Source organism: Mesorhizobium sp. B2-2-4, from assembly GCF_006442375.1.
In the GTDB taxonomy this organism is placed as follows: Bacteria; Pseudomonadota; Alphaproteobacteria; order Rhizobiales; family Rhizobiaceae; genus Mesorhizobium.
Map to the genome: position 1 here is coordinate 714,838 of NZ_VFWB01000001.1, position 23,696 is coordinate 738,533.

Sequence of the window (23,696 nt, forward strand, 5' to 3'; positions counted from 1 at the left end):
GGAATCATGTCATGTCCAGCCCCAGGCTGATCCTCGTCCATGAGCCGGAAAAGGCCTGCCTCGAGCGGCTCCTCGCCGAAGGCCACGCGCCGGAGCGTGCCGCCGAAATCGCTTCTTACCTGGCGCAATCGACCGATCTCGCGCATGAGTTCGACGCGCTCGCTTCTGCCTTCAAACGGCGCGATCTCGGCTTCGCGGCGGTGGAGCTGGACGATGCCGCCGATATGCTCGCCAAGGCCGATCCGGCGGCCACGCTGGTCTGGACGCTGACCGACGGCATCGCCTATTTCCGGGGCGGCACGGCGCCCGCGCTTGCCAGGTTGAACGGCCTGAGGACGATCGGCGCCGAGGATTCGCTGTTCGCGCTCTGCCAGGACAAGTTTCGCTCCGGCGCCGTGCTCGACGCGCTCGCCCTACCTGTGCCGCGGGCCGGCCTGGCGCGCAACGGACAATGGCTGGTCGAGCCGCCGGTTTCCGCCGCCGGCTGGTTCGTCAAGCCGAACCGGCTCGGCGCCAAGATCGGCATCTGGCCGGATTCGCGCTGTGGCGATCTCGGCCACGCGCTGGAGCTTAGCCGGCGTGTTTTCACCGCCTATCGCGACGACGTCGTCGTCCAGCCCTATGTCGGCGGCCGCAATGCGCGCGCCAGTTTCCTGGGCCTGAGGCCGGACACCGGCGTCGAAGCGCTCGGCGTCGCTTTCGTCGAGTCCGGCGGCGATTTCCAGACCATGGAAGACAGCCTGGCGCTTTACGGCGAGACCGGCGAGGCGGCGAAGGCGGCGGGCAACTACGCCGAGCCGCTTCTGCTTCCGGTCGCCGAAAGCCAGCCGGTCGCCGATGCAAAAGTCCGCGCCATCGCCGAGCGGCTGATGAGCGGGATCGGCCTGCGCGACGTGTTTTCCATCGATCTCCGGATCGAGCCCGACGACACGGTTCACCTCATCGAGTTCGAGGTCTGCCCCGGCCTGCCTTGCTTCGATTTCCGCGCCTATTGCCGGTCTCAATGGGGCTTGGGGCTTGCCGACGCCATGGCCGAAACCGCCGCGAACCGGACGACCCGTTAAAGCGCGGCAAGATTGCCTGCCGTACGCTATCCCTGCGGCATTCGCTCGAAGGTCTGCAACGATGGGTCGATCATGTCCCAGGCATGGCCGCGGATGGCATATGTGACCACCTGCGGATTGAACTGGCCGGGATCATCAAGGCTGGTCGCGTGGACCGCTATTAATTCCGGCATTGCGACCTGCGTCAGGTAGACCGGTGTTCCACAGGTCGGGCAGAAGGCATGGATCTTCTCGTTGCCGCTGTCGCCCGCCACCCGCCAGGTGCTCGCTTCGCCCGTGATGATCACATCGGCTCGCCGGGGGAAAGTCAGGTAGGAGCTGTGGCCCGTGCCGCTTCGCTTCTGGCATTCGTGGCATTGGCAGTGGTTTTCGAACATGGGCTCGCTGCTCGTTTCATAGCGGATCGCACCGCATGCGCATCCGCCGCTATAGTGTTTGGTCATTGTCGTTTTCCCGCAGTCGGATTTGCTGGTCAGGCCGATTTCGGCTTGGCGAAAATATCGATGCCGCTGCCGGTCTCCAGGAAGGATTTCATGCTGGACAGCACCGCCGGCCATCCCTGGCTTACGCCCTTCGCCATGCCGCTGCCGGCTTCGAGCTCGTCATGGCTGACGGTCAGCCGCACCATCGTGTCGTATTCCTCGATGGCGAACGTCACCCGGCTGTATTTCGACGCATCGTCGGCCTGCGAAGCGTTTGCCCAGGTCATCACGAGACGGGTCGGCGGCGAGATCTCGACGACCTTGCCGACCAGTTCGACGGTGCGCTCGTCATTGGCGCGGATATGTTCCCATTTCGATCCCGCCTTCCAGTCCGAGACGTTCTCGTGGCCCCAGTAACGCCGTGCGATGTCGGGCCTGGTTATGGCCTCGAACACTTTTTGCGGCGTCGAGCGGATGTAGGTCACGTAGACAAAGCTGGTCGTCTCTGCGGTCATTTGTCTTCTCCTTCGAGTTCCTGTTTCAGGTCATGCAGCAGGCTGAGCCGCTGGCGTTCGAATTTGCGCACCCAGCGCTCGTAGACCTCGTGCAGCGGCACGGGATTGATGAAATGCAGCTTCTCGCGGCCGCGTTTGACCGTGCTCACCAGATTGGCCGCCTCCAGCAGGTCGATGTGTTGGGTGGCGGATTGCCTGGCCATATCGAGATGTTCGCAAAGCTGGCCCAGCGTCTGCCCGTTCTTCTCGCACAGAAGATCAAGCAGCCTTCTGCGCGTCGGGTCGCCCAGCGCCTTGAAAACCTTGTCCGCGTCCATCGGGTTCACTCTGATGTGAAGCCATAATATGCAGGTAAATACCTGCATGTCAACCCGCGATCGGCCGGCATCAAAATTACCCCGTGTAAGGGCTGTTCGGACGCGATTGCTAAAGGGATTATGCGTCAGCCATGTCGTGGCCGTTGTCGAACGACTGTGCCGGTTGTCACTCAAAGACAACCGGTCGGGGCGCCGCCTGCTGGGCCAGGCTGCGGGATGTGAACCTCAGGACTCGTGCAAAGGCCGCGGCCGGCACTGATGCCGGCCGGGATAGCCTCAGACGCCCTCGACCAGCACGATCTCGCCGTCGGCGACCTTCTGGCGAATGGCGGCGGCGCGCTGGTATTCAGGTGAATGGTAGCAGTCATGCGCGGCGGCAAGCGTCTCGAACTCGATGACGACGTTGCGCGCGCGGCCGGCCCCTTCTGCCTTCTCATGCTCGCCGCCGCGCGCCAGGAATTTCGCGCCGAAGCGCTCGAAGGCCGGCTTGGCGGCGGCGACATAATCCTTGTAGCCTTCCGCGTCGCGCACATCGACGCGGGCGATCCAGTATCCCTTGGGCATCCTTCTTCTCCGAAGCCGTTCGTTGGAAATTATGCCGAGCGCATTTCGTCGAGGATGGCTTCAGCCGCCGCGCGTCTGTCCGCCGCGGCGACGATCGGGCGCCCGACGACCAGATGGCTGGAGCCGCTGCGGATGGCATCCGCCGGCGTCATCACGCGCTTCTGGTCGCCATGGTCGCTGCCGGCGGGGCGTATGCCTGGCGTTACCACCGCCATGTCGGGCCCGACGATGCGGCGCACCGCCTCTGTTTCCGCGGCCGAGCAGACGATGCCGCCCATGCCGGCATGCAGCGCCTGTTCCGCGCGCCGCAGCACCAGCGTGTGCGGGTCGTATTCGTAGCCCGCGTCGATCACGTCCTGTTCGTCCATCGAGGTCAGCACGGTGACGGCAAGCAGGCAAAGCTCGCTGCCTCTCGCCGCCTCGACCGCCGCCCGCATGGTCTTCGGGTAGGCATGCAGCGTCAGCATGGTCATGCCCATCTTGACGATGTTCTCGACCCCCTTGGCCACAGTGTTGTCGATGTCGAGCAGCTTCATGTCGAGAAAGATCTTCTTGCCCGCGCTGGCGAGCTCCCTGGCGAAATCGAGCCCGCCGGCGAAGGCGAGCTGATAGCCGATCTTGTAGAAGGAGACGACGCCATCGAGTTCGCGTACCGCCTTCTCGGCCTCTTTCAAGCTCGGCACGTCGAGGCCGACGATCAGCCTTTCGCGCATTGTGTCGGTCTGCATGGCGTTGGCGATCACGGCTCGACCCGGGTCGACAGCATGCGCGAGGTTTCGATCAGCGTGCGGCATAGGTGCTCCATGGTTCGGTGCAGTCGTTCGTCCTTGAAACGCCCGTCCTCGTCGAAGGCGTTGCCGCCTTCCGGCACCGAGCATTCCGGCGTCACCACCTCCATCTGGCAACGCACCAGCACGGCGCGCAGATGGTTGATGCAGCGTATCCCGGCGAAGTGTCCGCTGGAAGACGAACTGAGGCCGGCGACCTTGCCGGCAAACGGCCTCACCGCACGGCCGCCATCCTTGCGCACCCGGCTCACCCAGTCGATCGTGTTCTTGAGCAGCGGCGGAATGGAGCCGTTATATTCGGGCGTGGCGATCAGCAGCCCGTCATGGGCAGTGATCATCCGGGCAAGTTTCAGGGCGTTTTCGGGGACGCCTTTTTCCTTCTCCAGATCCTCATCCATGATCGGCAAGGGATAGTCGCCAAGCGAGATGCGAGTGACCTCGGCGCCTTGCACCGCAAGTTCCTTCTGCGCCACGTCGGCGGTCCTGCCACTGAAGGCCCCGGCCCGGACCGAGCCGGCAAAGACGAGGATTTTTGGGATCACTGCCATTGGCCAACCTTGTTCCCGGACAGGTACAGCCAGAGCCCGCTCAAATCAATGCAGATCAGGCAAAGCGTCATCCTCGAGCTTGCCCCGAGGATCTGCCAACGCATCCAAGTCAGACATTTTCGTCCCAATGCCCACCGCGTCTGATACCGCTATGCGGCAGATCCTCGGGACAAGCCGCAGGATGACGACTTTCGAAGACATTCGCGGTCGGCTTCGCAATCCCTAATGCGCCTCGCGCCGGTAGATCCACAGCTGCGTCGGCGGGATGTTGCGGATGATGAAGTCGAAATGCTTGACCGTATAGTCGCCGCGGCCGGGCGGGATCGGCGACATCGGGCCGTAGGTCAGCTGCACGATCGGCCGGCCGGCTGGAATGCGGTCGAGCAGGCTTTCGATATAGGCGATGCGCTGGGCGACCGGGAAGTTGAGCAGCGGCACGCCCGAGACCACCGAATCGAACATCATCCCGCTCTTGGCGCCAAGCGTGGCGTTGAGATTGAAGGCGTCGCCCTCGATGACGTTGACGCCGGGATAGAGCCTGCGCAGATGGCGCACGAAATCGGTGGAATATTCGACCGCGTAGAGGTTTTCAGGCTTCACGCCCTGGGCCAGTATGGCGCGGGTGATGACGCCGGTGCCGGGGCCGACCTCGAGCACGGGAAGGCCGGACTTCGGGTCGACGATCGAAGCCATCTTGCGAGCGGTGATGGAGCTGGTCGGCACGATCGAGCCGACCGTCTTCGGCTTGTCGATCCAGCCCTTGAAGAACCTCAGCTCGTCGTCGAACTTTTCGGCAAGCGCCTTCCGCAGTCCCGGACCACGTGTCATGCAAGCTCTCCTCAGCGCTCCCCTGAGAGCTACTTAACACCTAAGCCGCCCAAGGCAAGGCAGGGTTATGCCAATGTCGTGGATAAGATAGTTTTCGTCGCGTCTAAAAATGCGCGCCTACTGCGGTTTTCACGGCGCGTGTTGGCCGCCCGGCAGGTGAGGGGCAGCGCCGACATCGGCAAGGCAAGCCATATGCGCACAGGCCGTCGATCAACGCTCGCCGAACGACTCGAAAAAGTCCTTCATGCGGGCGAAAAAGCCGCTCGATTGGGGGGAATTGTCCTGTGAGGAGAGCTGTTCGAACTCCTCCAGCAACTCGCGTTGGCGGCGCGACAGGTTCTGCGGCGTCTCGACCGCCGTCTGGATGTAGAGGTCGCCGACATTGGGCTGGCGCAGCACCGGCATGCCCTTGCCCTTGAGGCGGAACTGGCGGCCGTTCTGGGTGCCCTCCGGCACCTTCACCTTGGTCTGCGTTCCGTCCAGCGTCGTCACCTCGAACGAGCCGCCAAGGGCGGCCGTCGTCATCGAGATCGGCACCTTGCAGTAGAGGTCGGCGCCGTCGCGCTGGAAGAATTCGTGCGGCTTGACCGCCAGGAAAATGTAGAGGTCGCCCGACGGTCCGCCGCGCAAGCCGGCTTCGCCCTCATTGGCAAGCCGGATGCGGGTGCCGTCCTCGATGCCGGCTGGGATGTTGACCGACAGCGACCGCTCCTCGGTGACGCGGCCCTGGCCGGCGCATTTCGGGCACGGATCCTTGATCGTCTGGCCGCGGCCCTGGCATTGCGGGCAGGTGCGCTCGATGGAGAAGAAGCCTTGCGTGGCACGCACCTTGCCGTGGCCGTTGCACATCGAGCACGTGACCGGCTGGGTTCCGGGCTTGGCGCCGGTTCCCGAGCATTCCGAACAGGAGATCGAGGCCGGCACGCGGATCTGCGCGGTCCTGCCGGCAAAGGCCTCTTCCAGTGAGATTTCCATGTTGTAGCGCAGGTCGGCGCCGCGCTCGCGGCCGCCGGAAGAGCGGCGCTGGCGGCCACCCATCATGTCGCCGAAAATGTCCTCGAAAATGTCGGCGAAGCCGCCGGCGCCGAAGCCGTGTGCGCCGCCGTTCATGCCGCCCTGCTCGAAGGCCGCGTGACCGAAACGGTCATAGGCCGCGCGCTTCTGCGGATCCTTCAGCGTCTCGTAGGCTTCGTTGATTTCCTTGAATTTGTGCTCGCAGGCATGGTCGCCCGGATTGCGGTCGGGGTGGAACTGCATGGCGAGCTTGCGGAAAGCGCTCTTCAGTTCCTTGTCGTCGGCACCCTTGTGCACGCCCAGCGTTTCGTAGAAATCAGCTTTCATTTTTTCCCGCTGTCCGGATGCTCAACGTCTTCATGCAGTGTTGCGTCGTTTGCCGGCACGTTGCCACGATTTAGGATCGGCGCAGCCCGGATGCTAGGGCCGGCGCGGAGCTGTTCGTGCTTTTCGACGATTTTTTCCGCACTTTTTCTGCCAGGGTTGCAAAAAAGCCCGGCTTTGCGCCGGGCTTTCCGCTTTATCTTGCCGTCAGCCGGTTCAGGCCGACTTCTTCTTGTCGTCGTCCTCGTCGATTTCCTCGAAATCGGCATCGACCACATCCGAGTCCTTGGCGGCGTCCGCCTTGGCGTCGGCTTCCGCCGCTTCCTTCTGCGAGGCCTCGTACATGGCCTGGCCGAGCTTCATCGAAGCCTCCGCGAGCGCTTGGCTCTTGGCTTCGATTTCCGCTGCGTCGTCACCCTCGGTAGCGGTCTTCAGCGCCGCGATCGCGTCCGATATCGCCGTGCGGTCGGCTTCCGAGACCTTGTCGCCATATTCCTTCAGCGACTTCTCCGAGGAATGCACCAGCGCCTCGGCCTGGTTGCGGGCCTCGACCAGCGCGCGCCGCTTCTTGTCGGCGTCGGCATTGGCTTCGGCATCCTTCACCATCTTCTCGATGTCGGCGTCCGAAAGGCCACCCGAGGCCTGGATGCGGATTTGGTGCTCCTTGCCGGTGCCCTTGTCCTTGGCCGAAACATTGACGATACCGTTGGCGTCGATGTCGAAGGTGACCTCGATCTGCGGCACGCCGCGCGGGGCCGGCGGAATGCCGACCAGGTCGAACTGGCCGAGCGCCTTGTTGTCGGCGGCCATTTCGCGCTCGCCCTGGAAGACCCGGATGGTCACGGCCGACTGCGAATCCTCAGCCGTCGAGAACACCTGGCTCTTCTTCGTTGGAATCGTCGTGTTGCGCTCGATAAGCCGGGTGAACACGCCGCCCAGCGTCTCGATGCCGAGCGACAGCGGGGTCACGTCGAGCAGCAGCACGTCCTTGACATCGCCCTGCAGCACGCCAGCCTGGATGGCGGCGCCGAGTGCGACGACCTCATCGGGGTTGACGCCCTTGTGCGGCTCCTTGCCGAAGAACTGCTTCACGATTTCCTGGATCTTGGGCATGCGGGTCATGCCGCCGACCAGCACCACTTCGTCGATCTCGCCCGCCTTCAGGCCGGCATCCTTGAGCGCCGCCTTGCACGGGTCGATGGTGCGCTGGACGAGGTCTTCGACCAGGCTTTCGAACTTGGCGCGCGTCAGCTTCAGCGTCAGGTGCTTGGGCCCGGTGGCGTCGGCGGTGATGAACGGCAGGTTGATCTCGGTCTGCGTCGTCGACGACAGCTCGATCTTGGCCTTCTCGGCAGCCTCCTTGAGGCGCTGCAAGGCAAGCTTGTCGTTCTTCAGGTCGATGCCCTGTTCCTTCTTGAACTCGGCCGCCAGATACTCGACGAGGCGCATGTCGAAATCCTCGCCGCCGAGGAAGGTGTCGCCATTGGTCGACTTCACCTCGAACACGCCGTCACCGATCTCGAGCACCGAAATGTCGAACGTGCCGCCGCCAAGGTCATAGACGGCGATGGTCTTGCCGTCCTTCTTGTCGAGGCCGTAGGCGAGGGCAGCCGCGGTCGGCTCGTTGATGATGCGCAGCACTTCGAGGCCGGCGATCTTGCCGGCGTCCTTGGTCGCCTGGCGCTGGGCGTCATTGAAATAGGCGGGAACGGTGATGACCGCCTTCTCGACCTTCTCGCCGAGATAGGCTTCCGCCGTTTCCTTCATCTTCTGCAGGATCATGGCCGAGATCTGGCTGGGCGACTGCTTCTTGCCGCCGGCCTCGACCCAGGCATCGCCATTGTCGCCCTTGACGATCTTGTAGGGGACAAGCTTCTTGTCCTTTTCCGTCACCGGATCGTCATAGCGGCGGCCGATCAGGCGCTTGACCGCGAAGATGGTGTTTTCAGGATTGGTGACCGCCTGGCGCTTGGCCGGCTGGCCGACGAGACGTTCGCCGTCGCCCGAGATGGCGACGATGGAAGGCGTCGTGCGCGCGCCTTCCGCATTCTCGATCACCTTCGGCTCCTTGCCGTCCATGATGGCGATGCAGGAGTTGGTGGTGCCGAGATCGATACCGATTACTTTTGCCATTTTTCTAGTCTCTCCGCTAAGCAGGCTCTCAGGACCCGTAAGGCGTTCCGACGAAAGCCCCTGTTCACAAGAAATCCCGTTCGGCAACCGCTGCTGCGGCGCTGGACGGCTTGGCGCGTATATAAGAACAGGCGGCATCGGGCGCAAGCATTCTGCGCAAGGCTTCCACCATCCTCGACAGCGGATGGCGAAACGGCCCGATTACGCCTGCGCCCGAGGCATCGCGTCCGCCCGCTTCGCGACGTCTGAAAGAATAGCCGGGCCCCACAGTGAACCTTTCCGCCTCCGCGTGCGACTGACGCTCAGGCGCCGCATGATGTGGCCACGGGAAAGGGAGCCACCATGACCAGCACCCCAGGGACGCCATGGCCTCCCCGACCAACAGGAGCTCGGCGCGACCATCGTCTTCGCGACAGGGTCGATGCGCTTGGCTTTCCGCTGGTTCCGTTGACCCTGCACAGGAGCAGGCGTATCGTAATTATGAGGAAAGCAGACAATTCGATCGGGGACGAACGTGCTGGAACGCCGCGCCTTGCGCTGGTTTGCGCGGCAGGATCGGTTGGTTCTCCGTTAGACTTCGGGGGGAGTTCCATGTCTCGCGATCACCGCCGGTTCGCGCCCTCTCGTGCCGGCCGTTTGGGCGGCGTGGCGAAGGCCGCCAGCGCCTTTCTTGTCCTGGCGCTGACCGCCGGCCTATGGCTTGGCGGCCCCGCGCGGGCGCAGGAAACCCGGATCATCTATCCCGGCTCGATGGCGGTCACCGGATTTTCCGGCACCGTCATTCCCGATTTCGACTCTTCAGATTCCGAAAAGGGGGGCCTGCCGCCCGGCGTCGATCCGGTCGACGAGACCTTCATCGACACGGCGCGCGCCACCTTGCGCGTTTTCGACGTTTCAAGCCTGGGCGGGCCGGCCTCCGGCCAGCTCGTCTACACGCCGCCGCCTTTCGAGGTGACATCAGGCCAGATCGGCCAGGTGTTCGGCCTCACCTATGATGACGGCATGCGCGGTGGCGTCCCGTCAGGCATTCCCAATCTCTATGCCGGCGCCACCTCGCTGCACGGCATCCGCATCGTCACGCCTGACGCCGACGATGACGGCCGTCCGGAGCGGCAGCGCCGCGGCATGGCAGGCGCTGCCTTCATGGAGGGCCAGTTCGGCACCGAGAACGGCGGCGGGCCGGGCACCATCTGGAAGGTCGACGGCATCAGCGGCCAGGTCGCCAAATTCGCAGACATCGACACCAACAGCGGGCCCGGCATCGGCAATCTCACCTTCGACCCCATCCACCGCCAGGTCTTCGCCTCCGACCTCGATACCGGTCTGATCCATCGCATCGACCCCAATGGCGCGTTGGTCGACACGTTCGACCATGGCGTCGCCGGGCGCCCGGCGCATGGCCTGGCTCCGGTCGCCGACGATGGCGCGGTCATGGACATACAGGGCGCGGCCTTCGACACGGAAGATCCCGAGACCTGGGGCTACACCCAGGACGAGCGCCGTGTCTGGGCCGTCGCCTATCATGGCGGCCGGCTCTATTATTCCGTCGGCGAGAAGGCCGAGATCTGGTCGGTGGGCATTGCCCGCGACGGCCGCTTCGCCGGCGATCCCCGTTGGGAGCTGACGGTCAAGGCCGACAAGGACTACGCCGTCACCGACATCGCCTTCGACGATAGCGGCTTCATGTACCTGGCCCAGCGCGGCCCGGTCGAGAACCGCTACGACTACAGCGAGTTCGCCGATTCCGGCAGGGGCGAGGTCATCCGCTACTTCAGCGAAAACCCGGACGATCCGGCAACGGAATCGGTCTGGGTGAAAGCGCCGCAGGAATATGCCGTCGGCTTCCCGCAAGGCTTCAGGCAGTCGGCCGGCGGGCTGGACCTGCAATATGGCTATGGCGCCGAAGGCGATCTCGACACGTCGGCCTGTGCCCAGACGCTGGTCAACACCGGCGACAAATTGCGCGACAATCCGGCCCTTGCCGAACGGCTCGCCGCTGGCGGGCCGCTCGCCGTGCACGGAGTGCAGATCACGCCCAGGGAACTGGTCAAGCCGGCCAATGTGCCGCCTTTCGGCTCCTGGTTCGTCGACTTCGACGGCTATTTCGAGGACCCGGAAGTGGAAGGCCATGTCGGCGACGTCGCCGTCTGGCATCCCTGCGAGGGCCGCGCCGGCTATTATGAGGAAATCCCGGGCGGCTATCTGCCACCCTTCTATCCGCCGGACTTCCCGCCGCCCGGCAACCTGCCCTCCTGTCTCGATGTCGACGATGTCAGGTATTTCTGCACACCGCGCGGGCTCGAGGCGGACCTCTACCTTCATGACCATGCTGGCTTCGGCGGCGATTCGATCAAAGCCCAATCCAGGACGCCAGGCGTCGGGGTGACCTCGCCCATGTCACATGCGCCGGGCAAGCCCTACACGATCGGCATCACCGGCCACGATCCGGGCGACACGGTCGATGTCGGGCTCTGCTTCTACAGGAAGTCCGACAAGGACAAGGGCGGCTACTACCCTTGCTGCAAGATGACCTTGCCGCTCAGAACGCCAGCCGTCAGCTGCGAACGCTGAGGAGGGGACGATGAACAATCTCGCACTCTCCCCGCTGGGCGTCGCCGACAAATCAACCGTCATGAACACGAGGCGCCTGTCATATGCCAGGCGCGGCGCGCGCTGGCTGGTGGCCGCCGGTATCGCGGTCGCCATGCTGCCTGCGCTGCCGGCACTTGCCGAAGACACGGCTCCGGCCAGGACCGTCCAGGCCGCCAGCCCGAATATGGAATTCAAGCTGGACAATCTGCACATCATCAATCCGGAGCCCGGACGGGCCGTGCCGTTCTTCACCAAGACCGGCGGCCAGCGAAGCTGCGACTATGTCTTCTACACTTTGAGCTTCGGCCTGCGCGGCGCACCGCAAGGCTTCGCCAGCCCGGGGTTTGCGGCTTCGCTGCAGACGGTCCGGCTCGACTTCAAGGACCAGCTCCGGCATGGCTTGCAGATCGTCAACATGCAGGTCTCCGGTGACGGCACCGATGCGTCGGGCGGACCTCTGCCTGGCGCCGTCATCAGCAATTCGGCCGGCCCCAACGACATGGCAACGGTTTCGGATTTCCGGATTTCCGCTTCCGACCTCGACGGCTCGGGCGCACCGGACGAACGCGTCATCACGTTCCGCATCACCGCCAGGATCGACCACGCGGCGTTCCCCGCGCCGGCGACGGTCGACAATCAGGGCCTGATCAAAGTCACCGTCGGCACCGGCACGGGAACCATTATTCCCTCACAGGATCCGGGCAAGCCGGACGACGGCAATTTTCTCACCGGCGAAAAAACCTCGATCCGGGTCGACCTGACCAAGTGCAATCCGCCACCGCCACATCCCGGCAAGGAATGCTTCAAGGTGGAGCGCGGCACGGTCGACTGCGTGCCCGGCGGCGGCGCGTTCATCTACCATATGCCTGTCGGTCCCGAGATGGGCGGCAGGTGGGTGCAGCTTTCGACCGCCACGCCAGGCATCACGATCGTCCCCGACACACAGAAGGTGCCGGCCGGCGGCGGTGTGCTGAACTGGAAGATCGTCGGCGCCTCGCCCGGCGACGTCATCCACCTCGTCGTCACCGGCATCGAGACCTATGCCGGGCCGAAAGAGGGTTGGGGGCTCTGCTGCACGCAGACCATCGACATCGTCATCCCGCGCGACCAGAGATGTCCGCCCAAGGACAGGGAACCGGACCTGAAGGTCGAGAAACGCGCCGATGTCACGCGCTGCACCATGGGCGGCGGCTGCGACTTCAGCATCCGGGTCACCAATGTCGGCGACGCGCCCTACAACGGCAAGATCGTGCTCGACGAGGTGACGCTGCCGGCGGGCTCGACGCTCGATTCGGGACCCAATCCGCCCTGGACCTGTGTGCCCGGCGCCACCCCGATGATGTGCACCCATCCGGTGACCACGCTCAATCCGGGGGCTTTCATCGACCTGGAGTTCGGCTTCAAGCCGGCTGGCGGCTGGCAAGGCAGCAGCTTGCGCAACTGTGCCACCTATAACTATGCCGCCAGCGGCAAGCCGCTGTTCGGCAGCCAGGCCAACGACCGTGGCTGCGCCTCGATCCCGATCTGCCGGCGTGGCGATCGCGATCGCGACTGCCGGCCGCCGGTCGAGAAGAAGGCCGACCTGATCCTGAAAAAGCGTGCCCGCGCGGAAGCCTGCACCGCCGATGGCGTGTGCAGCTTCGTCATCGACATCATCAACAACGGCACCTCGACCTATAACGGGCCGCTGACCGTGGTCGACACCTATCCCGGGGGCGCGCCGGCCTCCTCGACCTTTGGCCCGAGCCCACCCTGGACATGCGGTCCGAACGGCCCCGGCCAGTTCCGTTGCGACAATGCCGGCATCTCGCTGCCGCCGGGCGCTTTGACGGCGATCGTCGTCAAGGCGGTGGTGCCGGCCGGCTACCGGTCGGACACGGTCGAGAATTGCGCCGAGGTGAAACCGATCCCCGGCGAAACCGACCTCACCAACAACCGGGCCTGCGCCAAGCAACGCATCCCTCGTCCCAATGGCGGCCAGCCTGTCCTGCGTATCACCAAGACATGCGGCGGTTCGCTGGCGGGTGCCGCTTTCGTCTCCTGCCGCATCACCGTCAGCAATGCCGGCACGGCTGCCCCCACCGGTCCGGTGCGGGTCAACGATGCCGCCACTTTGGTGGCGGGCGGCGCGCCCGTCCAGATCCAGACCGTCACATCAGACGGCGCGGAATGGGCATGCGGGCCGGTTCCGGCCGACACGCTGGCGTGCCAGATTCCAGGCGCCGTCATGACACCCGGAACGAGCAGGCACTTCGACGTGACGGTTTCGGCCAACGGCGAGTTCGAGAATTGCGCGCGGGGCTCCTACGGCCCGGCGCAGGGCGAGGACGTCGTCCATCCGGTCGGCCGGGCCTGCGCCAAGGGCGGCGGGGTCTCGTCCATCCGCGTCGAGAAGACCGGCGACCGCGAGTGCCGGCCCGGAGAACCCTGCTCGTTCGAGATCACCATCACCAACGACGGCCCGGCGGAATTTTCCGGCCCTGTCCGCATCGGCGATGCGATCGGCGTCGAAGGCCTCGGCCGGCTGGAAGGCGTCGCGATCACCTCGATCGAGCCGGCCTTCGGCTGCTCGCCGGAACCGGCGGCCTTGCCTGCGTCCTGCATCGCAGACCTGACGCTTGGCGCTGGCGAAAGCCGCGTCCACCACGTAACCGTGGTCATCCCCGACGACGGCCGCCTGGCCAATCTGCAAGGCAGCGTCAACGGCCAGAACTGCGTCGGCGTGCTCTCTCCCGACACGCGGGTGCAGGGCGGCGGAGATGTGCTTTCCCGCGACCAGGCCAATACCCAGGGCAATCGCGACAAGGCCTATGCCTGCCATCCCTTCGCCATCAGGCATGAGACGAAGAAGGAATGCTCGGCAGGCTTCGTCATGAACGACGCCGGCCGGTGCGTCTGCCCGCAAGGCACCACCTATCGCAACGGCCAGTGCTCGTCCGGCGGCGTCATCATCCCGCCGAAGGAGCCAAAGCGTTGCGTGCTGCTCAAGGGCCAGGTCCGCACAGAGGACGGACGCTGCGTCTGTCCGCGCGGGACCGAGTTGGAGAATGGCGCCTGCGTCACGATATCCAGGCCGGGCTGCACGATACCGGGCTCGGTGCCGACATCGAACGGCCATGGCTGCACCTGTCCCAGGGGCACGCATCTCGACCGGGATGCCAACGCCTGCGTGCGCGACAGGCCGAAGCCCGAGCAATGCACCATCCGTGGTCAGGTCCACGGCGCGGACGGCGAATGCGTCTGCCCACGAGGGACCGAACTGCGCAAGGGAGCCTGCCGGGCTATCCAGCCGGAGCCTGAGCAATGCACCATCCGCGGCCAGGTCCACGACGCCAATGGCGACTGCGTCTGCCCGAGGGGGACCGAGCTGCGCAATGGAGTGTGCCGGCGCAAGCAGCCCGATGTGGAGCAGTGCGACATTCGCGGCCAGATCCACAACAAGCGCGGCGAGTGTGTCTGTCCGCGTGGAACCCAGGTTATCGACGGCGCATGCCGCCGGTCCAGGCAAGAGAGCGAGTGCGCGCCGGGCTCGCAAATGGTCAACGGCCAGTGCCAGCCGATCTTCAGGCGGCGTTGCCCGGAAGGCATGATCGGCCGTTATCCAAACTGCAGGCCGGTGCGCGGGCAGCCCTCGCTGGAACTCAACCCGGGACTGCTGCTGCAGCAGGTTCTGCCACGGCGCAGGCCGCAGTCCGAACAGCAGCAGGATACGGCTCCAAACAGAATCCTGAATCTCCAGCAGCAGTAACCATCGCCTGAAGGCACATCGGAAACCCCGCCGGAGCAATCCGGCGGGGTTCTTCGTGGCCGGGCAGGCTGAAGCTGCAACACGAAGAGGACGCCGCACTACCCCAGCTGTGGAACCGCCAAGCTCGCACCCTCGACAAGTCAGCGGCTGCGCTTTAGGCAGTGATCAGATGAAAAAGGCGCTCGGAAAGGCCCCGTCATCATGACAAAAAAAACCTTGATCGCACCTTCGGTGCTGGCTTCGGACTTTTCGAAGCTGGGCGACGAGGTCGAGGCCGTCGCGGCAGCCGGCGCCGACTGGATCCATCTCGATGTGATGGACGGCCATTTCGTCCCCAACATCACCTTCGGTCCGCCGGTGATCAAGGCGATCCGCAATCGCACCAAGGCTTTCTTCGACTGCCATTTGATGATTGCGCCGGCCGATCCCTATCTGGCAGCCTTCGCCGAGGCCGGGTGCGACGGCATGACCGTGCATGCCGAGGCCGGGCCGCATCTCGATCGCTCGCTGCAGACGATCAGGAATCTCGGCAAGAAGGCCGGCGTTTCGCTCAATCCGGCAACGCCGGAAAGTGCGATCGAATACGTGCTCGACAGGCTCGACCTGATCCTGATCATGACCGTCAACCCGGGTTTCGGGGGCCAGGCCTTCATTCCGGCAATCGTCGACAAGGTGAGGCGGGTCAAGGCGCTGATCGGCGGCCGGCCGATCCGCATCGAGATCGACGGCGGCGTCTCGCCCGAAACCGCGCCGCTGGTGACCGCCGCCGGCGCCGATGTGCTGGTGGCCGGCGCCGCCATCTTCAAGGGCGGCAGCGTGGAAGCGTACCGGGCGAATATAGAGGCGATCAGGACGGCGGCCGACAAGGCAGCCGGCTAAAAGCACCGCACAAGAACCGATGGAGGCCAGGATCTCCCCACGTGGTCAATCCTGGGGACCTGCACTGCGCGCTTCGCTGCGGCTGGCCCTGCGACAAAAGCGATGGGCAGGATAAAAGGCCTGATTCGGTCCCACTGTTCGGTGTCTTTTGCGCGCGACGGAAAAGAGGTTCGCGCGGAGGCACGGAAGAACAGGTGATCCTGCATATAAACACGTTAAATTTCCGCCGGTTGTAGCCGAACACGATTTCGTTCGACCAGATATAGGATCGTGCATATTTCTTTGTTCTAAAGTACAATGACGCGATCTCCCGCTTGAGCGCGTCGAGGCGCGCGAGGTAGGGTACGTGTACGGAAAGGGAACTGTTTCTCGGACTCGAATTGCCCAGGACAAGATTTGGGGACAAGGAGCCGATTTTGACATACGCAGCTGCCAATCTGAATGACGACGGCACAGGCTCGAAGAGTACGCTCGCCAGCACTGTCTATCATCAACTCCGTGCCGATCTTCTGCGGGGCGCCTTTGAAACCGAGAGCAAGCTGCGGGTTGAGTGGGTTGTTTCCAAATATGGCGCCGGCGCTTCCCCGGTTCGTGAGGCTCTCAATCGCCTGGCCTCGGAAGGGCTTCTCGGTCGGCATGACCAGCGAGGCTTCTTCATCATGCCGGTCAGCGCGGCAGAGCTCGAGGAATTGACGCGTACCCGTTGCTGGCTCGAGGAACGGGCGCTTCGCGAATCCATCGCCCACCGCACCGCCGAATGGGAAGAACAGCTGGTTCTGGCGTTGCATCGGTTGGGGCGCACCTCACGTCTCATGCCAACGGATCTGTCGTCGCTCAATCCGGACTGGGAGAGACTGCACCGCACTTTCCACCGTGCGCTGATCTCGGCCTGCCGGTCGCGATGGCTAGTGGGGTTTTGCGACCAGCTTTCCGATCACGCCTACCGCTACCGCCGAATGGCCAGTAACGGCGAAGGCATCCAGCGCGACGATTTTGCGGAGCACCGCCTGATCGCGGAAAATGCGCTGGACGGTAATGCCGACGCCGCGGTCGAAGCCCTGCTCAATCACTATCGCCTGACGGCAGCCATGTGCATGGAGCGCTTCAAGCAGGTCGAAGCATCAGAGCCGGCCAGCGCCAGGGCCGAGCGCACCCCACGGTAGCGCCGCATCGCGCCCCAAGCCTTTGCCCCCCACCGCCGAGGCCTTCCGCTTTTCGCCGGCGACATGATCATGGCGGCCGCGTGGAGCCGCCCTTGCGGGCTTGACGGGTCGGCAAGAACCACCAACAGTCTGGCGCCGTGCAAGCGGCCGAACCGGAAGACAGGCCCGGCTCCGTCGGATGCATGCCTTTGGCCGCCAGACGCAGGAAGACCTCATGAGCAATCATCTGTTCGACATTTTCCGGTCCCGGATGCCGAAGCCCGGACGCCTGTTGATGCGAACGGATGACGGCCGCGTGCTGACCTATGGCGACATGCTGGCGCGCTCGGCGCAACTGGCGCACGCGCTTTTGCAACTTGGCGTCGAGCCCGGCGACCGGGTCGCGGTGCAGGTCGAGAAGAGCCCGGAAGCTATGCTGCTGTACCTCGCCTGCCTGCGTGCCGGCGCCGTCTTCCTGCCGCTCAACACCGCCTATACGCTGGCCGAACTCGCCTATTTCTTCGGCGACGCCGAGCCCCGGCTGGTCGTCTGCGATCCGGCACGGGCAGCCGACATCGAAGCCCTGGCGCAAAAATGCGGAGCCCTTGCCGTCACCCTCGACGGCAAGGGCGAAGGATCGCTGGCGGACCAGGCGTCGCGGCAATCGCCCGACTTCCACGACGTCGCGCGCGGTCCCGACGATCTTGCGGCGATCCTCTACACGTCGGGAACGACCGGCCGCGCGAAAGGGGCCATGCTCAGCCACGAGAACCTCGCCTCGAATGCGCGCGTGCTGGTCGACTATTGGCGCTTCAGATCAGACGATGTGCTGATCCACGCGCTGCCCATCTTCCACACCCATGGGCTGTTCGTCGCCACCAACGTCATCCTGATGGCCGGCGCCTCGATGCTGTTCGAGCAGAAATTCGACGCAGGGCGCGTCGTCGCGCTCTTGCCGGACGCCACGGCGCTGATGGGCGTGCCGACCTTCTATGTCCGGCTCTTGCAGCAGGACGGGCTGACCCGCGAGGCGGCAAGAAACATCCGCCTGTTCGTTTCCGGCTCGGCGCCGCTGCTGGCCGAGACGCACAGGGCCTGGCGCGAGCGCACAGGCCACGCCATTCTCGAGCGCTACGGCATGACCGAGACCAACATGAACACCTCGAACCCCTATGATGGCGAGCGCCGCGCCGGCACCGTCGGCTTTCCCTTGCCCGGCGTGTCGTTGCGCATCGCCGACCCCGACACTGGCAGGCCGCTTGCCCAAAGCGAGGTCGGCATGATCGAGGTCAAGGGGCCGAATGTCTTCTCCGGCTACTGGCGCATGCCGGAAAAGACCAAAGCGGAATTCCGCGCCGACGGCTTCTTCATCACGGGCGATCTCGGCATGATCGACCCCGACGGTTATGTCCACATCGTCGGCCGCGGCAAGGACCTGATCATCTCGGGCGGCTACAACATCTATCCCAAGGAGCTCGAGAGCGAGATCGACGCGCTTGACGGCGTCCTGGAAAGTGCCGTCATCGGCGTTGCCCATCCCGATTTCGGCGAAGGCGTAACGGCCGTCGTGGTTCGCTCGCCGGCTTCGACCGTCACCGCTGCCGAGATACTCAATGCCATTGCCGCGCGCGTGGCGAAATACAAGCATCCCAAGCGCGTGGTCTTCGTCGACGAATTGCCGCGCAACACCATGGGCAAGGTGCAAAAGAATCTGCTGCGCGATACCTACAAGGATCTTTTTTCCATAAGCAGTCCCACCAGCTAAGGCGATCCAGACAAGGATACCTCATCCCGCTTGTTTGGACGGGAGGCATCTATCGGGGGAACAAGAGACCGAGGACATGCTCGGCCAGCGCCAGGCTTGCCGTCAGGCCCGGGCTCTCTATGCCGAACAGGTTGACGATCCGGCCCGCGCCGTGGTCGGCCGGCCCCTGCACCATGAAGTCGGCCGCCGGCTGGTTCGGGCCCGACAGTTTCGGCCTGATCCCGGCATAGGCCGGCAGCAGGGCGCCGTCCCTCAGATCCGGCCAATAGCGCCGGATCTCGTCATAGAAGACCGCGCCGCGGCCGGGATCGACCGCATAGTCCGCCTGGTCGATCCATTCGACGTCGGGGCCGAAGCGGGCGCTGCCGCCGAGGTCGAGTGTCAGGTGCACGCCCAGGCCGCCATTGACCGGCACTGGATAGATCAGCCGCGAGAATGGCGACCGGTCCGAAAGCGAAAAGTAGTTGCCGCGCGCCAGCCAGAGCGGCGGCACGAGCTCTGGCGGGAACCCTTCGATGCTACCGGCCAGCGCCTGCGCGTCGAGCCCTGCGGCATTTACGAAAGCGCCGGCTTTCAACGCGAACGTCTCGCCGTCGCCATCGCGCGTGGTGATACGAATCCCGTCGGCCTCGACCGTCGCCGCTGCGACGGCGGTCAGGAAGGCGAACGACGCACCGGCCGCCTCCGCGTCGCCGCGCAGCGACAGCATCAGCCCCTGGCTGTCGACGATGCCCGTCGACGGCGACAGCAGCGCCCCGGCGCAGCTCAGCGCCGGTTCGAGGCTTTCTGCCTGCGCGGCGGTCAGCAAATCGAGGTCGTCGACGCCGCATTGTTCCGCATTGGCCCGGATTGCATTGAGCCGAGGCAGCTGGCCCGGTCCGACGGCGACGATCAGCTTGCCGGTGCGTCGATGGCCGATGCCACGCTCGCGGCAATAGGCATAGAGCCGTTCGCGTCCTTCGACGCAGAAACGCGTCTTCAGGCTTCCGGGCGCGTAATAGAGCCCGGCATGAACGACTTCCGAATTGCGCGAACTGGTAACGGTGCCGATCGAAGCGGCCTTTTCGACCACCAGCACTTCGCGGCCCGACAGGGCGAGCGCCCTGGCGATGGCGAGCCCGACGACGCCGGCTCCGGCGACGACGCAATCGACGTCAGGCATGGCCGGCTTTCACCGTTGCCCGCCGGCGCTGGTCGAAAAAACACTGTCGCCGCCGATCCAGACGCTTTTGATATCGAGATCGTCCGAAAGCGAAACGATGTCGGCGGCGGTACCCTTGGCGAAGCGCCCGAGCCGGTGCGACTGGCCGACCGCCTGCGCCGGATAGAGAGACGCCATGCGCAAGGCCTCGGAAAGCTCCACGCCCACGCTGCGATGGGTGAAACGCACGGCCGAGATCATGTCGAGATCCGCACCGGCCAGCGTTCCATCGGCAAGCCGCAGGCTGCCGTTCTTGCGGTAGATGGTGCGGCCGTTGAGCGTGAAGGAGGTCATGTCGGTGCCGATCGTCGCCATGGCGTCGGTGACCAGCACGATCCTGCCCGGCCCCTCTTTGGCCCGCAACGCTATTGCGATGGTGGCGGGATCGACATGGATGCCGTCGGCGATCAGTCCCGCGGACAGGCCGCCGATGTCGATGGCGGCGCCCGCCAGTCCCGGCTCCCGGTTGCCGATCTGGCTCATGGCATTGAACAGATGCGTGACCACGCTGGCGCCGGCCTCGGCGAAGGCTTTGGCTGTGGCGTAGCCGCTGTCGGAATGGCCGAGGCTGACGATGATGCCGGTCTTGGCCAGCGCCGTCACGCGGGTCGCCTCGACGGATTCGGGTGCGATCGTGGTGAGCAGCACCGGGAGCTTGGCTCTTGCCGCGATCAGCATCGCCTCGTCCTTGTCCGTCATCGGCCGGATCAGCGCCGGGTCATGCGCGCCCTTGCGGGCGATCGACAGATGTGGACCTTCCAGATGCAGTCCGAGGAACCCCGGCACTTTCCGCAGTGCCGACGCCTCGCCGGCGGCAATCGCCGCGGTCGTGATATCGGCTGTATCGGTGATCAGCGTCGGCAGCAGCGCCGTGGTGCCAAACGCCGCATGCGCCCGGCAGATGGTCTCGATCGAGGCGACATCGGGATGATCGTTGAGCATGACGCCGCCGCCGCCATTGACCTGGATGTCAACGAAGCCCGGAGCCAGCATGCCGCCGCCGGTGTCGACGCGGCGGATATCCGTGGCAAGCGCGCCGGTGGGCAGGATGGCCTCGACCAAGCCGTCGCGCACGACGAGGGCATGACCGTCATGCCAGTCGTCGCCGTCGAAGATACGGGCGCCAGTCAGGGCGAAACGGTCGCTCATACGGTCTCCGTCACCTTGCGAAGGTTGCGCGGCGTGTCCGGATCGAGGCCGCGGTGGCGCGCAAGGGCCTCGACGAACACGTAGAAGGAGACGATCAGCGTCAGCGGATCGGTCAGTGGATGGCCGGTGGCGACATGCGGCAGGCGTGTGGCCTTGTTCGCCAGCATCGAGGTGACGAAGACCGGCGCCCCCTTGGCCGCCAGGCTGTCGGCGGCTTCGGCCACGGACGGTTCGGATGCGTCGCGCGCGGCCAGGGCCAGCACCGGAAAATCGGGGCCGATCAGCGCCAGCGGGCCATGCATGACTTCGGCAGCACTGTAGGCCTCGGCATGCATGCCGCAGGTTTCCTTGAATTTCAGCGCCGCTTCGTTAGCCATCGCCGCGGATGGGCCGCGGCCGAGGATGAACAGCGACTTCTGCTTTTCGATCGTTTCGACGAGCACGCTCATCCAGTCGCAAGCGATCGCCTTGCCGAAATGCTCGGGCAAGCGGGCAAGCGCCTTGAGAAGCGCTTCGTCGCCGGTGGAATGCGCCATCAGAGCAAGGCCGGCGACGGCGGAATTGACGAAGGTCTTGGTCGCCGCGACGCTGCGCTCGGGCCCGGCCAGGATGTCGATCGCATGGTCCGAGGCGCGCGCCAGCGGTGAATCGGCGGTGTTGGTGACGGCGATGGTCAGCGCGCCACCTGCCCGTGCGGTTTCGGCCATGGCGACGATGTCGGGGCTCTTGCCCGACTGCGAGATGGCCAGGCACGCGGAGCCGCCGAGCCTGAGCTTGCGGCCATAGATCGAAGCGATGGAAGGGCCGACCGAAGCCACCGCAAGACCGGCGGTGAGTTCGACCGCGTATTTCATGAAAGTAGCGGCATGGTCGGACGAGCCGCGCGCCACAGTGACGACGAAATGCGGGTCGCGCTCGCGAATGCCGCGGCCGGCTTCGGAAAGTACGGCACCGGAACCGTCGAGCAGGCGGGCGACGGCTTGCGGGATCTCCTCGATCTCGCGCCGCATATGGGTCGGCTCCGTCGATTTGTTAGGCTCGGTCGTCATGGTCGGCCCTCTTCGCTCGGCCCTGTCAGCCGCAGTTCGGCGACGAAATCATAAGCGTCGCCCCTGTAGATGGAGCGGGTGAACTCGATCACCTTGCCGCTCGCCAGATAGGAAATACGCTCGATGTGCAGGCCGGCAATGCCCGGCGGCACTTCGAGCAGGCGCGCGTCGCCGTCGCCGAGATTGGCGGCCGAGATGCGCTGCACCGCGCGCACCGGCCTGTTGCCGGTCAATTCCAGGGCTGCGTAGAGCGAGGAGCCAATTCCAGCGGGGTCCGGCAGCACGCTGGCCGACAGCGAGGCGCGCTCGATCGCCAGCGGCGTGTCGTTGGCGATGCGCAGGCGCGCCACGCGCGCCACCAGTTCGTTCGACGAAAGGCCGAGCACCATCATCTCGTCGGGCGAGGGCGCGTAAAGGCCGCGGTCGAGCCAGGCCGAGCGCACAACCATGCCACGCCGCGCCATGTCCTCGGTGAAGGAGGTCAGCCGCGACAGCGACTGCTCGACCCGCTCCATGCGCGGCGCCACGAAGGTGCCGGAGCCGTGGCGCTGGACCAGGATGCCGCCCTTGACGAGGTCCTGCACCGCCTTACGCACGGTGACGCGCGAAATATCGGCCTTGATGGCGATGTCGCGCTCGGAAGGCAGCGCGTCGCCGGGCCCGATCAGGCCGCGATTGACGGCATCCTCAATGCTTTTGCGCAGTTGTAGGTAGAGCGGCGCACCGCTTTGCGAGGACTGTTTCAGCGCGGCGAAGATCTGGTCGGCGGCGTCGCTCATCGAGCCGCTCCCCTCGGCGCGAACAGGCGGACCGCCATCTGCACGGCGCCGCCGAGCGCATCGTCGAGCGGCTCCCGAAGCAGCGCCCGGTAGCGTGCAGACAGGCGCGGCGCGTAGAGCGGCGCCAGCCCGCCGAGCAGGCAGAGCGGCGCGTCGTCCGCCAACTCCAGCGCGCCGAGCGAGGCCTCGACATCGGCGACTGCCTTGTCGAGGATCCAGTTGGCGACCGCGTCGCCTTTTTCGGCATGTTCGAACACTTTGGGGGCGAAGCCGCCGAAATCGCCGGGCTTGGCATTGGTGGTGAATTCGACCACATCCTCCGGATTGTCGCGGAACACGGCCATCATGCTATCGGTCAGCGGCGTGCGCGCGCGCACGCCATCATGGGCAAGCAGGGTCTGTTCGAGCAGGTCGCGGCCGATGCGGGCGCCGCTGCCCTGGTCGCCGACCTGGAAGCCCCAGCCGCCGATGGCACGCGACTTGCCGTTCTTGCGCGCCATATAGGCGGTGCCGGTGCCGAGGATCGCCATGGCGCCGTCGCCGGAACCGACCGCGCCTTCCAGCGCGATTTCGGCATCGGTTTCGACGCGGCTGGTGCTGAACGGCAGGATCGCCTCGAGCTGCTGCCGGTAGGTGCCGACATTGGCGCCGGCGAGGCCGAGAATGGCCGGTGTTTGCGGGATCAGGTCCGGATCCTGGCCAGCCGCGACAAAGGCTTGCCGCGCCGCCTCGACGATGTTCGACCGGGCGCCGGTCAGGTCGGTGCGGATGTTGGCGGCGCCGCTTTTGGCGCGGCCGAGCACCGTGCCGTCCGCCATTGCCAGGGCCGCCCTGCAGCTGGTGCCGCCGCCATCGATGCCAAGCACGAATTTCAC

General features: G+C 65.1%; 20 protein-coding genes. 6 read left to right on the forward strand and 14 right to left on the reverse strand.

Annotation, left to right across the window (positions count from 1 at the left end):
* Positions 1 to 11: 11 nt before the first annotated feature.
* A complete protein-coding gene (locus FJ959_RS03700) occupies positions 12 to 1,064 on the forward strand; it encodes a D-alanine:D-lactate ligase-like protein (RefSeq protein WP_140628524.1) in 1,053 nt (350 codons plus the stop codon).
* Positions 1,065 to 1,090: 26 nt separating this feature from the next.
* Here FJ959_RS03700 and FJ959_RS03705 read toward each other — a convergent pair whose 3' ends face one another.
* The 9 genes from FJ959_RS03705 to dnaK all read right to left on the reverse strand — a co-directional run bounded on the left by FJ959_RS03705 (position 1,091) and on the right by dnaK (position 8,517).
* Complete coding sequence (locus FJ959_RS03705) at positions 1,091 to 1,507, reverse strand: GFA family protein (RefSeq protein WP_140628526.1); 417 nt, start codon at positions 1,505 to 1,507, stop codon at positions 1,091 to 1,093.
* A 29-nt stretch (positions 1,508 to 1,536) separates the two neighbouring features.
* Positions 1,537 to 2,001: an SRPBCC family protein gene (locus tag FJ959_RS03710; protein ID WP_140582720.1), complete on the reverse strand. Its 465-nt coding sequence runs from the start codon at positions 1,999 to 2,001 to the stop codon at positions 1,537 to 1,539.
* Positions 1,998 to 2,318, reverse strand: a complete 321-nt coding sequence (locus tag FJ959_RS03715) for a helix-turn-helix domain-containing protein (protein WP_140491640.1) — start codon at positions 2,316 to 2,318, stop codon at positions 1,998 to 2,000. Before FJ959_RS03715 ends, FJ959_RS03710 begins: the two co-directional genes overlap by 4 nt.
* 276 nt (positions 2,319 to 2,594) lie before the next feature.
* The gene (locus FJ959_RS03720) at positions 2,595 to 2,882 is read right to left on the reverse strand and encodes a DUF1330 domain-containing protein (protein WP_140491638.1); all 288 of its coding nucleotides are present in this window, start codon (positions 2,880 to 2,882) and stop codon (positions 2,595 to 2,597) included.
* 29 nt (positions 2,883 to 2,911) lie between these two features.
* Complete coding sequence (pyrF, locus tag FJ959_RS03725; protein ID WP_181165186.1) at positions 2,912 to 3,625, reverse strand: orotidine-5'-phosphate decarboxylase; 714 nt, start codon at positions 3,623 to 3,625, stop codon at positions 2,912 to 2,914.
* Complete coding sequence (locus tag FJ959_RS03730; RefSeq protein ID WP_140628528.1) at positions 3,622 to 4,218, reverse strand: NADPH-dependent FMN reductase; 597 nt, start codon at positions 4,216 to 4,218, stop codon at positions 3,622 to 3,624. Before FJ959_RS03730 ends, pyrF begins: the two co-directional genes overlap by 4 nt.
* A gap of 222 nt (positions 4,219 to 4,440) precedes the next feature.
* Complete coding sequence (gene pmtA / locus FJ959_RS03735) at positions 4,441 to 5,046, reverse strand: phospholipid N-methyltransferase PmtA (RefSeq protein WP_140559111.1); 606 nt, start codon at positions 5,044 to 5,046, stop codon at positions 4,441 to 4,443.
* Between the two features lie 210 nt (positions 5,047 to 5,256).
* A complete protein-coding gene (dnaJ, locus tag FJ959_RS03740; protein ID WP_140628529.1) occupies positions 5,257 to 6,387 on the reverse strand; it encodes a molecular chaperone DnaJ in 1,131 nt (376 codons plus the stop codon).
* A 213-nt stretch (positions 6,388 to 6,600) separates the two neighbouring features.
* Positions 6,601 to 8,517 (reverse strand): molecular chaperone DnaK, encoded by a 1,917-nt coding sequence (gene dnaK, locus FJ959_RS03745; RefSeq protein WP_140514198.1) that lies wholly within the window; start codon positions 8,515 to 8,517, stop codon positions 6,601 to 6,603.
* A gap of 342 nt (positions 8,518 to 8,859) precedes the next feature.
* On the opposite strand from dnaK, the gene FJ959_RS03750 reads away from it, so the two are divergent.
* From FJ959_RS03750 to FJ959_RS03770, 5 genes are all read left to right on the forward strand, one after another.
* Positions 8,860 to 11,088, forward strand: a complete 2,229-nt coding sequence (locus tag FJ959_RS03750) for a hypothetical protein (RefSeq protein WP_140628533.1) — start codon at positions 8,860 to 8,862, stop codon at positions 11,086 to 11,088.
* Between the two features lie 10 nt (positions 11,089 to 11,098).
* Complete coding sequence (locus FJ959_RS03755; RefSeq protein WP_140628534.1) at positions 11,099 to 14,857, forward strand: hypothetical protein; 3,759 nt, start codon at positions 11,099 to 11,101, stop codon at positions 14,855 to 14,857.
* Between the two features lie 201 nt (positions 14,858 to 15,058).
* A complete protein-coding gene (gene rpe / locus FJ959_RS03760) occupies positions 15,059 to 15,736 on the forward strand; it encodes a ribulose-phosphate 3-epimerase (protein ID WP_140524315.1) in 678 nt (225 codons plus the stop codon).
* Between the two features lie 416 nt (positions 15,737 to 16,152).
* Positions 16,153 to 16,899 carry a GntR family transcriptional regulator gene (locus FJ959_RS03765; protein WP_140514205.1) on the forward strand — a complete coding sequence of 249 codons (747 nt, stop codon included), beginning with the start codon at positions 16,153 to 16,155 and terminating at the stop codon, positions 16,897 to 16,899.
* A 214-nt stretch (positions 16,900 to 17,113) separates the two neighbouring features.
* On the forward strand, positions 17,114 to 18,643 hold the full coding sequence (locus FJ959_RS03770; RefSeq protein WP_140628536.1) for a malonyl-CoA synthase: 1,530 nt from the start codon (positions 17,114 to 17,116) through the stop codon (positions 18,641 to 18,643).
* Between the two features lie 49 nt (positions 18,644 to 18,692).
* Here FJ959_RS03770 and FJ959_RS03775 read toward each other — a convergent pair whose 3' ends face one another.
* Genes FJ959_RS03775 through FJ959_RS03795 form a run of 5 tightly spaced genes read right to left on the reverse strand, consistent with a single transcriptional unit; the run spans position 18,693 to position 23,696 of the window.
* Complete coding sequence (locus FJ959_RS03775; protein WP_140628538.1) at positions 18,693 to 19,805, reverse strand: NAD(P)/FAD-dependent oxidoreductase; 1,113 nt, start codon at positions 19,803 to 19,805, stop codon at positions 18,693 to 18,695.
* A gap of 9 nt (positions 19,806 to 19,814) precedes the next feature.
* Positions 19,815 to 20,993: an N-acetylglucosamine-6-phosphate deacetylase gene (gene nagA, locus FJ959_RS03780; RefSeq protein ID WP_140628540.1), complete on the reverse strand. Its 1,179-nt coding sequence runs from the start codon at positions 20,991 to 20,993 to the stop codon at positions 19,815 to 19,817.
* Entirely contained in the window at positions 20,990 to 22,042 is a 1,053-nt protein-coding gene (locus FJ959_RS03785) for an SIS domain-containing protein (RefSeq protein ID WP_140491611.1), read from the reverse strand. Before FJ959_RS03785 ends, nagA begins: the two co-directional genes overlap by 4 nt.
* Entirely contained in the window at positions 22,039 to 22,821 is a 783-nt protein-coding gene (locus FJ959_RS03790) for a GntR family transcriptional regulator (protein WP_140491609.1), read from the reverse strand. Before FJ959_RS03790 ends, FJ959_RS03785 begins: the two co-directional genes overlap by 4 nt.
* The gene (locus tag FJ959_RS03795; protein ID WP_140628542.1) at positions 22,818 to 23,696 is read right to left on the reverse strand and encodes an N-acetylglucosamine kinase; all 879 of its coding nucleotides are present in this window, start codon (positions 23,694 to 23,696) and stop codon (positions 22,818 to 22,820) included. The genes FJ959_RS03790 and FJ959_RS03795 overlap by 4 nt, the downstream gene beginning before the upstream one ends.

Excerpts from the sequence above, each read along its gene's own strand:
- FJ959_RS03700 (WP_140628524.1), top strand. The coding sequence starts at position 12 with ATGTCCAGCCCCAGGCTGATCCTCGTCCATGAGCCGGAAAAGGCCTGC.
- FJ959_RS03705 (WP_140628526.1), bottom strand. The coding sequence starts at position 1,507 with ATGACCAAACACTATAGCGGCGGATGCGCATGCGGTGCGATCCGCTAT.
- FJ959_RS03710 (WP_140582720.1), bottom strand. The coding sequence starts at position 2,001 with ATGACCGCAGAGACGACCAGCTTTGTCTACGTGACCTACATCCGCTCG.
- FJ959_RS03715 (WP_140491640.1), bottom strand. The coding sequence starts at position 2,318 with ATGGACGCGGACAAGGTTTTCAAGGCGCTGGGCGACCCGACGCGCAGA.
- FJ959_RS03720 (WP_140491638.1), bottom strand. The coding sequence starts at position 2,882 with ATGCCCAAGGGATACTGGATCGCCCGCGTCGATGTGCGCGACGCGGAA.
- FJ959_RS03730 (WP_140628528.1), bottom strand. The coding sequence starts at position 4,218 with ATGGCAGTGATCCCAAAAATCCTCGTCTTTGCCGGCTCGGTCCGGGCC.
- pmtA (WP_140559111.1), bottom strand. The coding sequence starts at position 5,046 with ATGACACGTGGTCCGGGACTGCGGAAGGCGCTTGCCGAAAAGTTCGAC.
- dnaJ (WP_140628529.1), bottom strand. The coding sequence starts at position 6,387 with ATGAAAGCTGATTTCTACGAAACGCTGGGCGTGCACAAGGGTGCCGAC.
- dnaK (WP_140514198.1), bottom strand. The coding sequence starts at position 8,517 with ATGGCAAAAGTAATCGGTATCGATCTCGGCACCACCAACTCCTGCATC.
- FJ959_RS03750 (WP_140628533.1), top strand. The coding sequence starts at position 8,860 with ATGACCAGCACCCCAGGGACGCCATGGCCTCCCCGACCAACAGGAGCT.
- FJ959_RS03755 (WP_140628534.1), top strand. The coding sequence starts at position 11,099 with ATGAACAATCTCGCACTCTCCCCGCTGGGCGTCGCCGACAAATCAACC.
- rpe (WP_140524315.1), top strand. The coding sequence starts at position 15,059 with ATGACAAAAAAAACCTTGATCGCACCTTCGGTGCTGGCTTCGGACTTT.
- FJ959_RS03770 (WP_140628536.1), top strand. The coding sequence starts at position 17,114 with ATGAGCAATCATCTGTTCGACATTTTCCGGTCCCGGATGCCGAAGCCC.
- FJ959_RS03775 (WP_140628538.1), bottom strand. The coding sequence starts at position 19,805 with ATGCCTGACGTCGATTGCGTCGTCGCCGGAGCCGGCGTCGTCGGGCTC.
- nagA (WP_140628540.1), bottom strand. The coding sequence starts at position 20,993 with ATGAGCGACCGTTTCGCCCTGACTGGCGCCCGTATCTTCGACGGCGAC.
- FJ959_RS03785 (WP_140491611.1), bottom strand. The coding sequence starts at position 22,042 with ATGACGACCGAGCCTAACAAATCGACGGAGCCGACCCATATGCGGCGC.
- FJ959_RS03790 (WP_140491609.1), bottom strand. The coding sequence starts at position 22,821 with ATGAGCGACGCCGCCGACCAGATCTTCGCCGCGCTGAAACAGTCCTCG.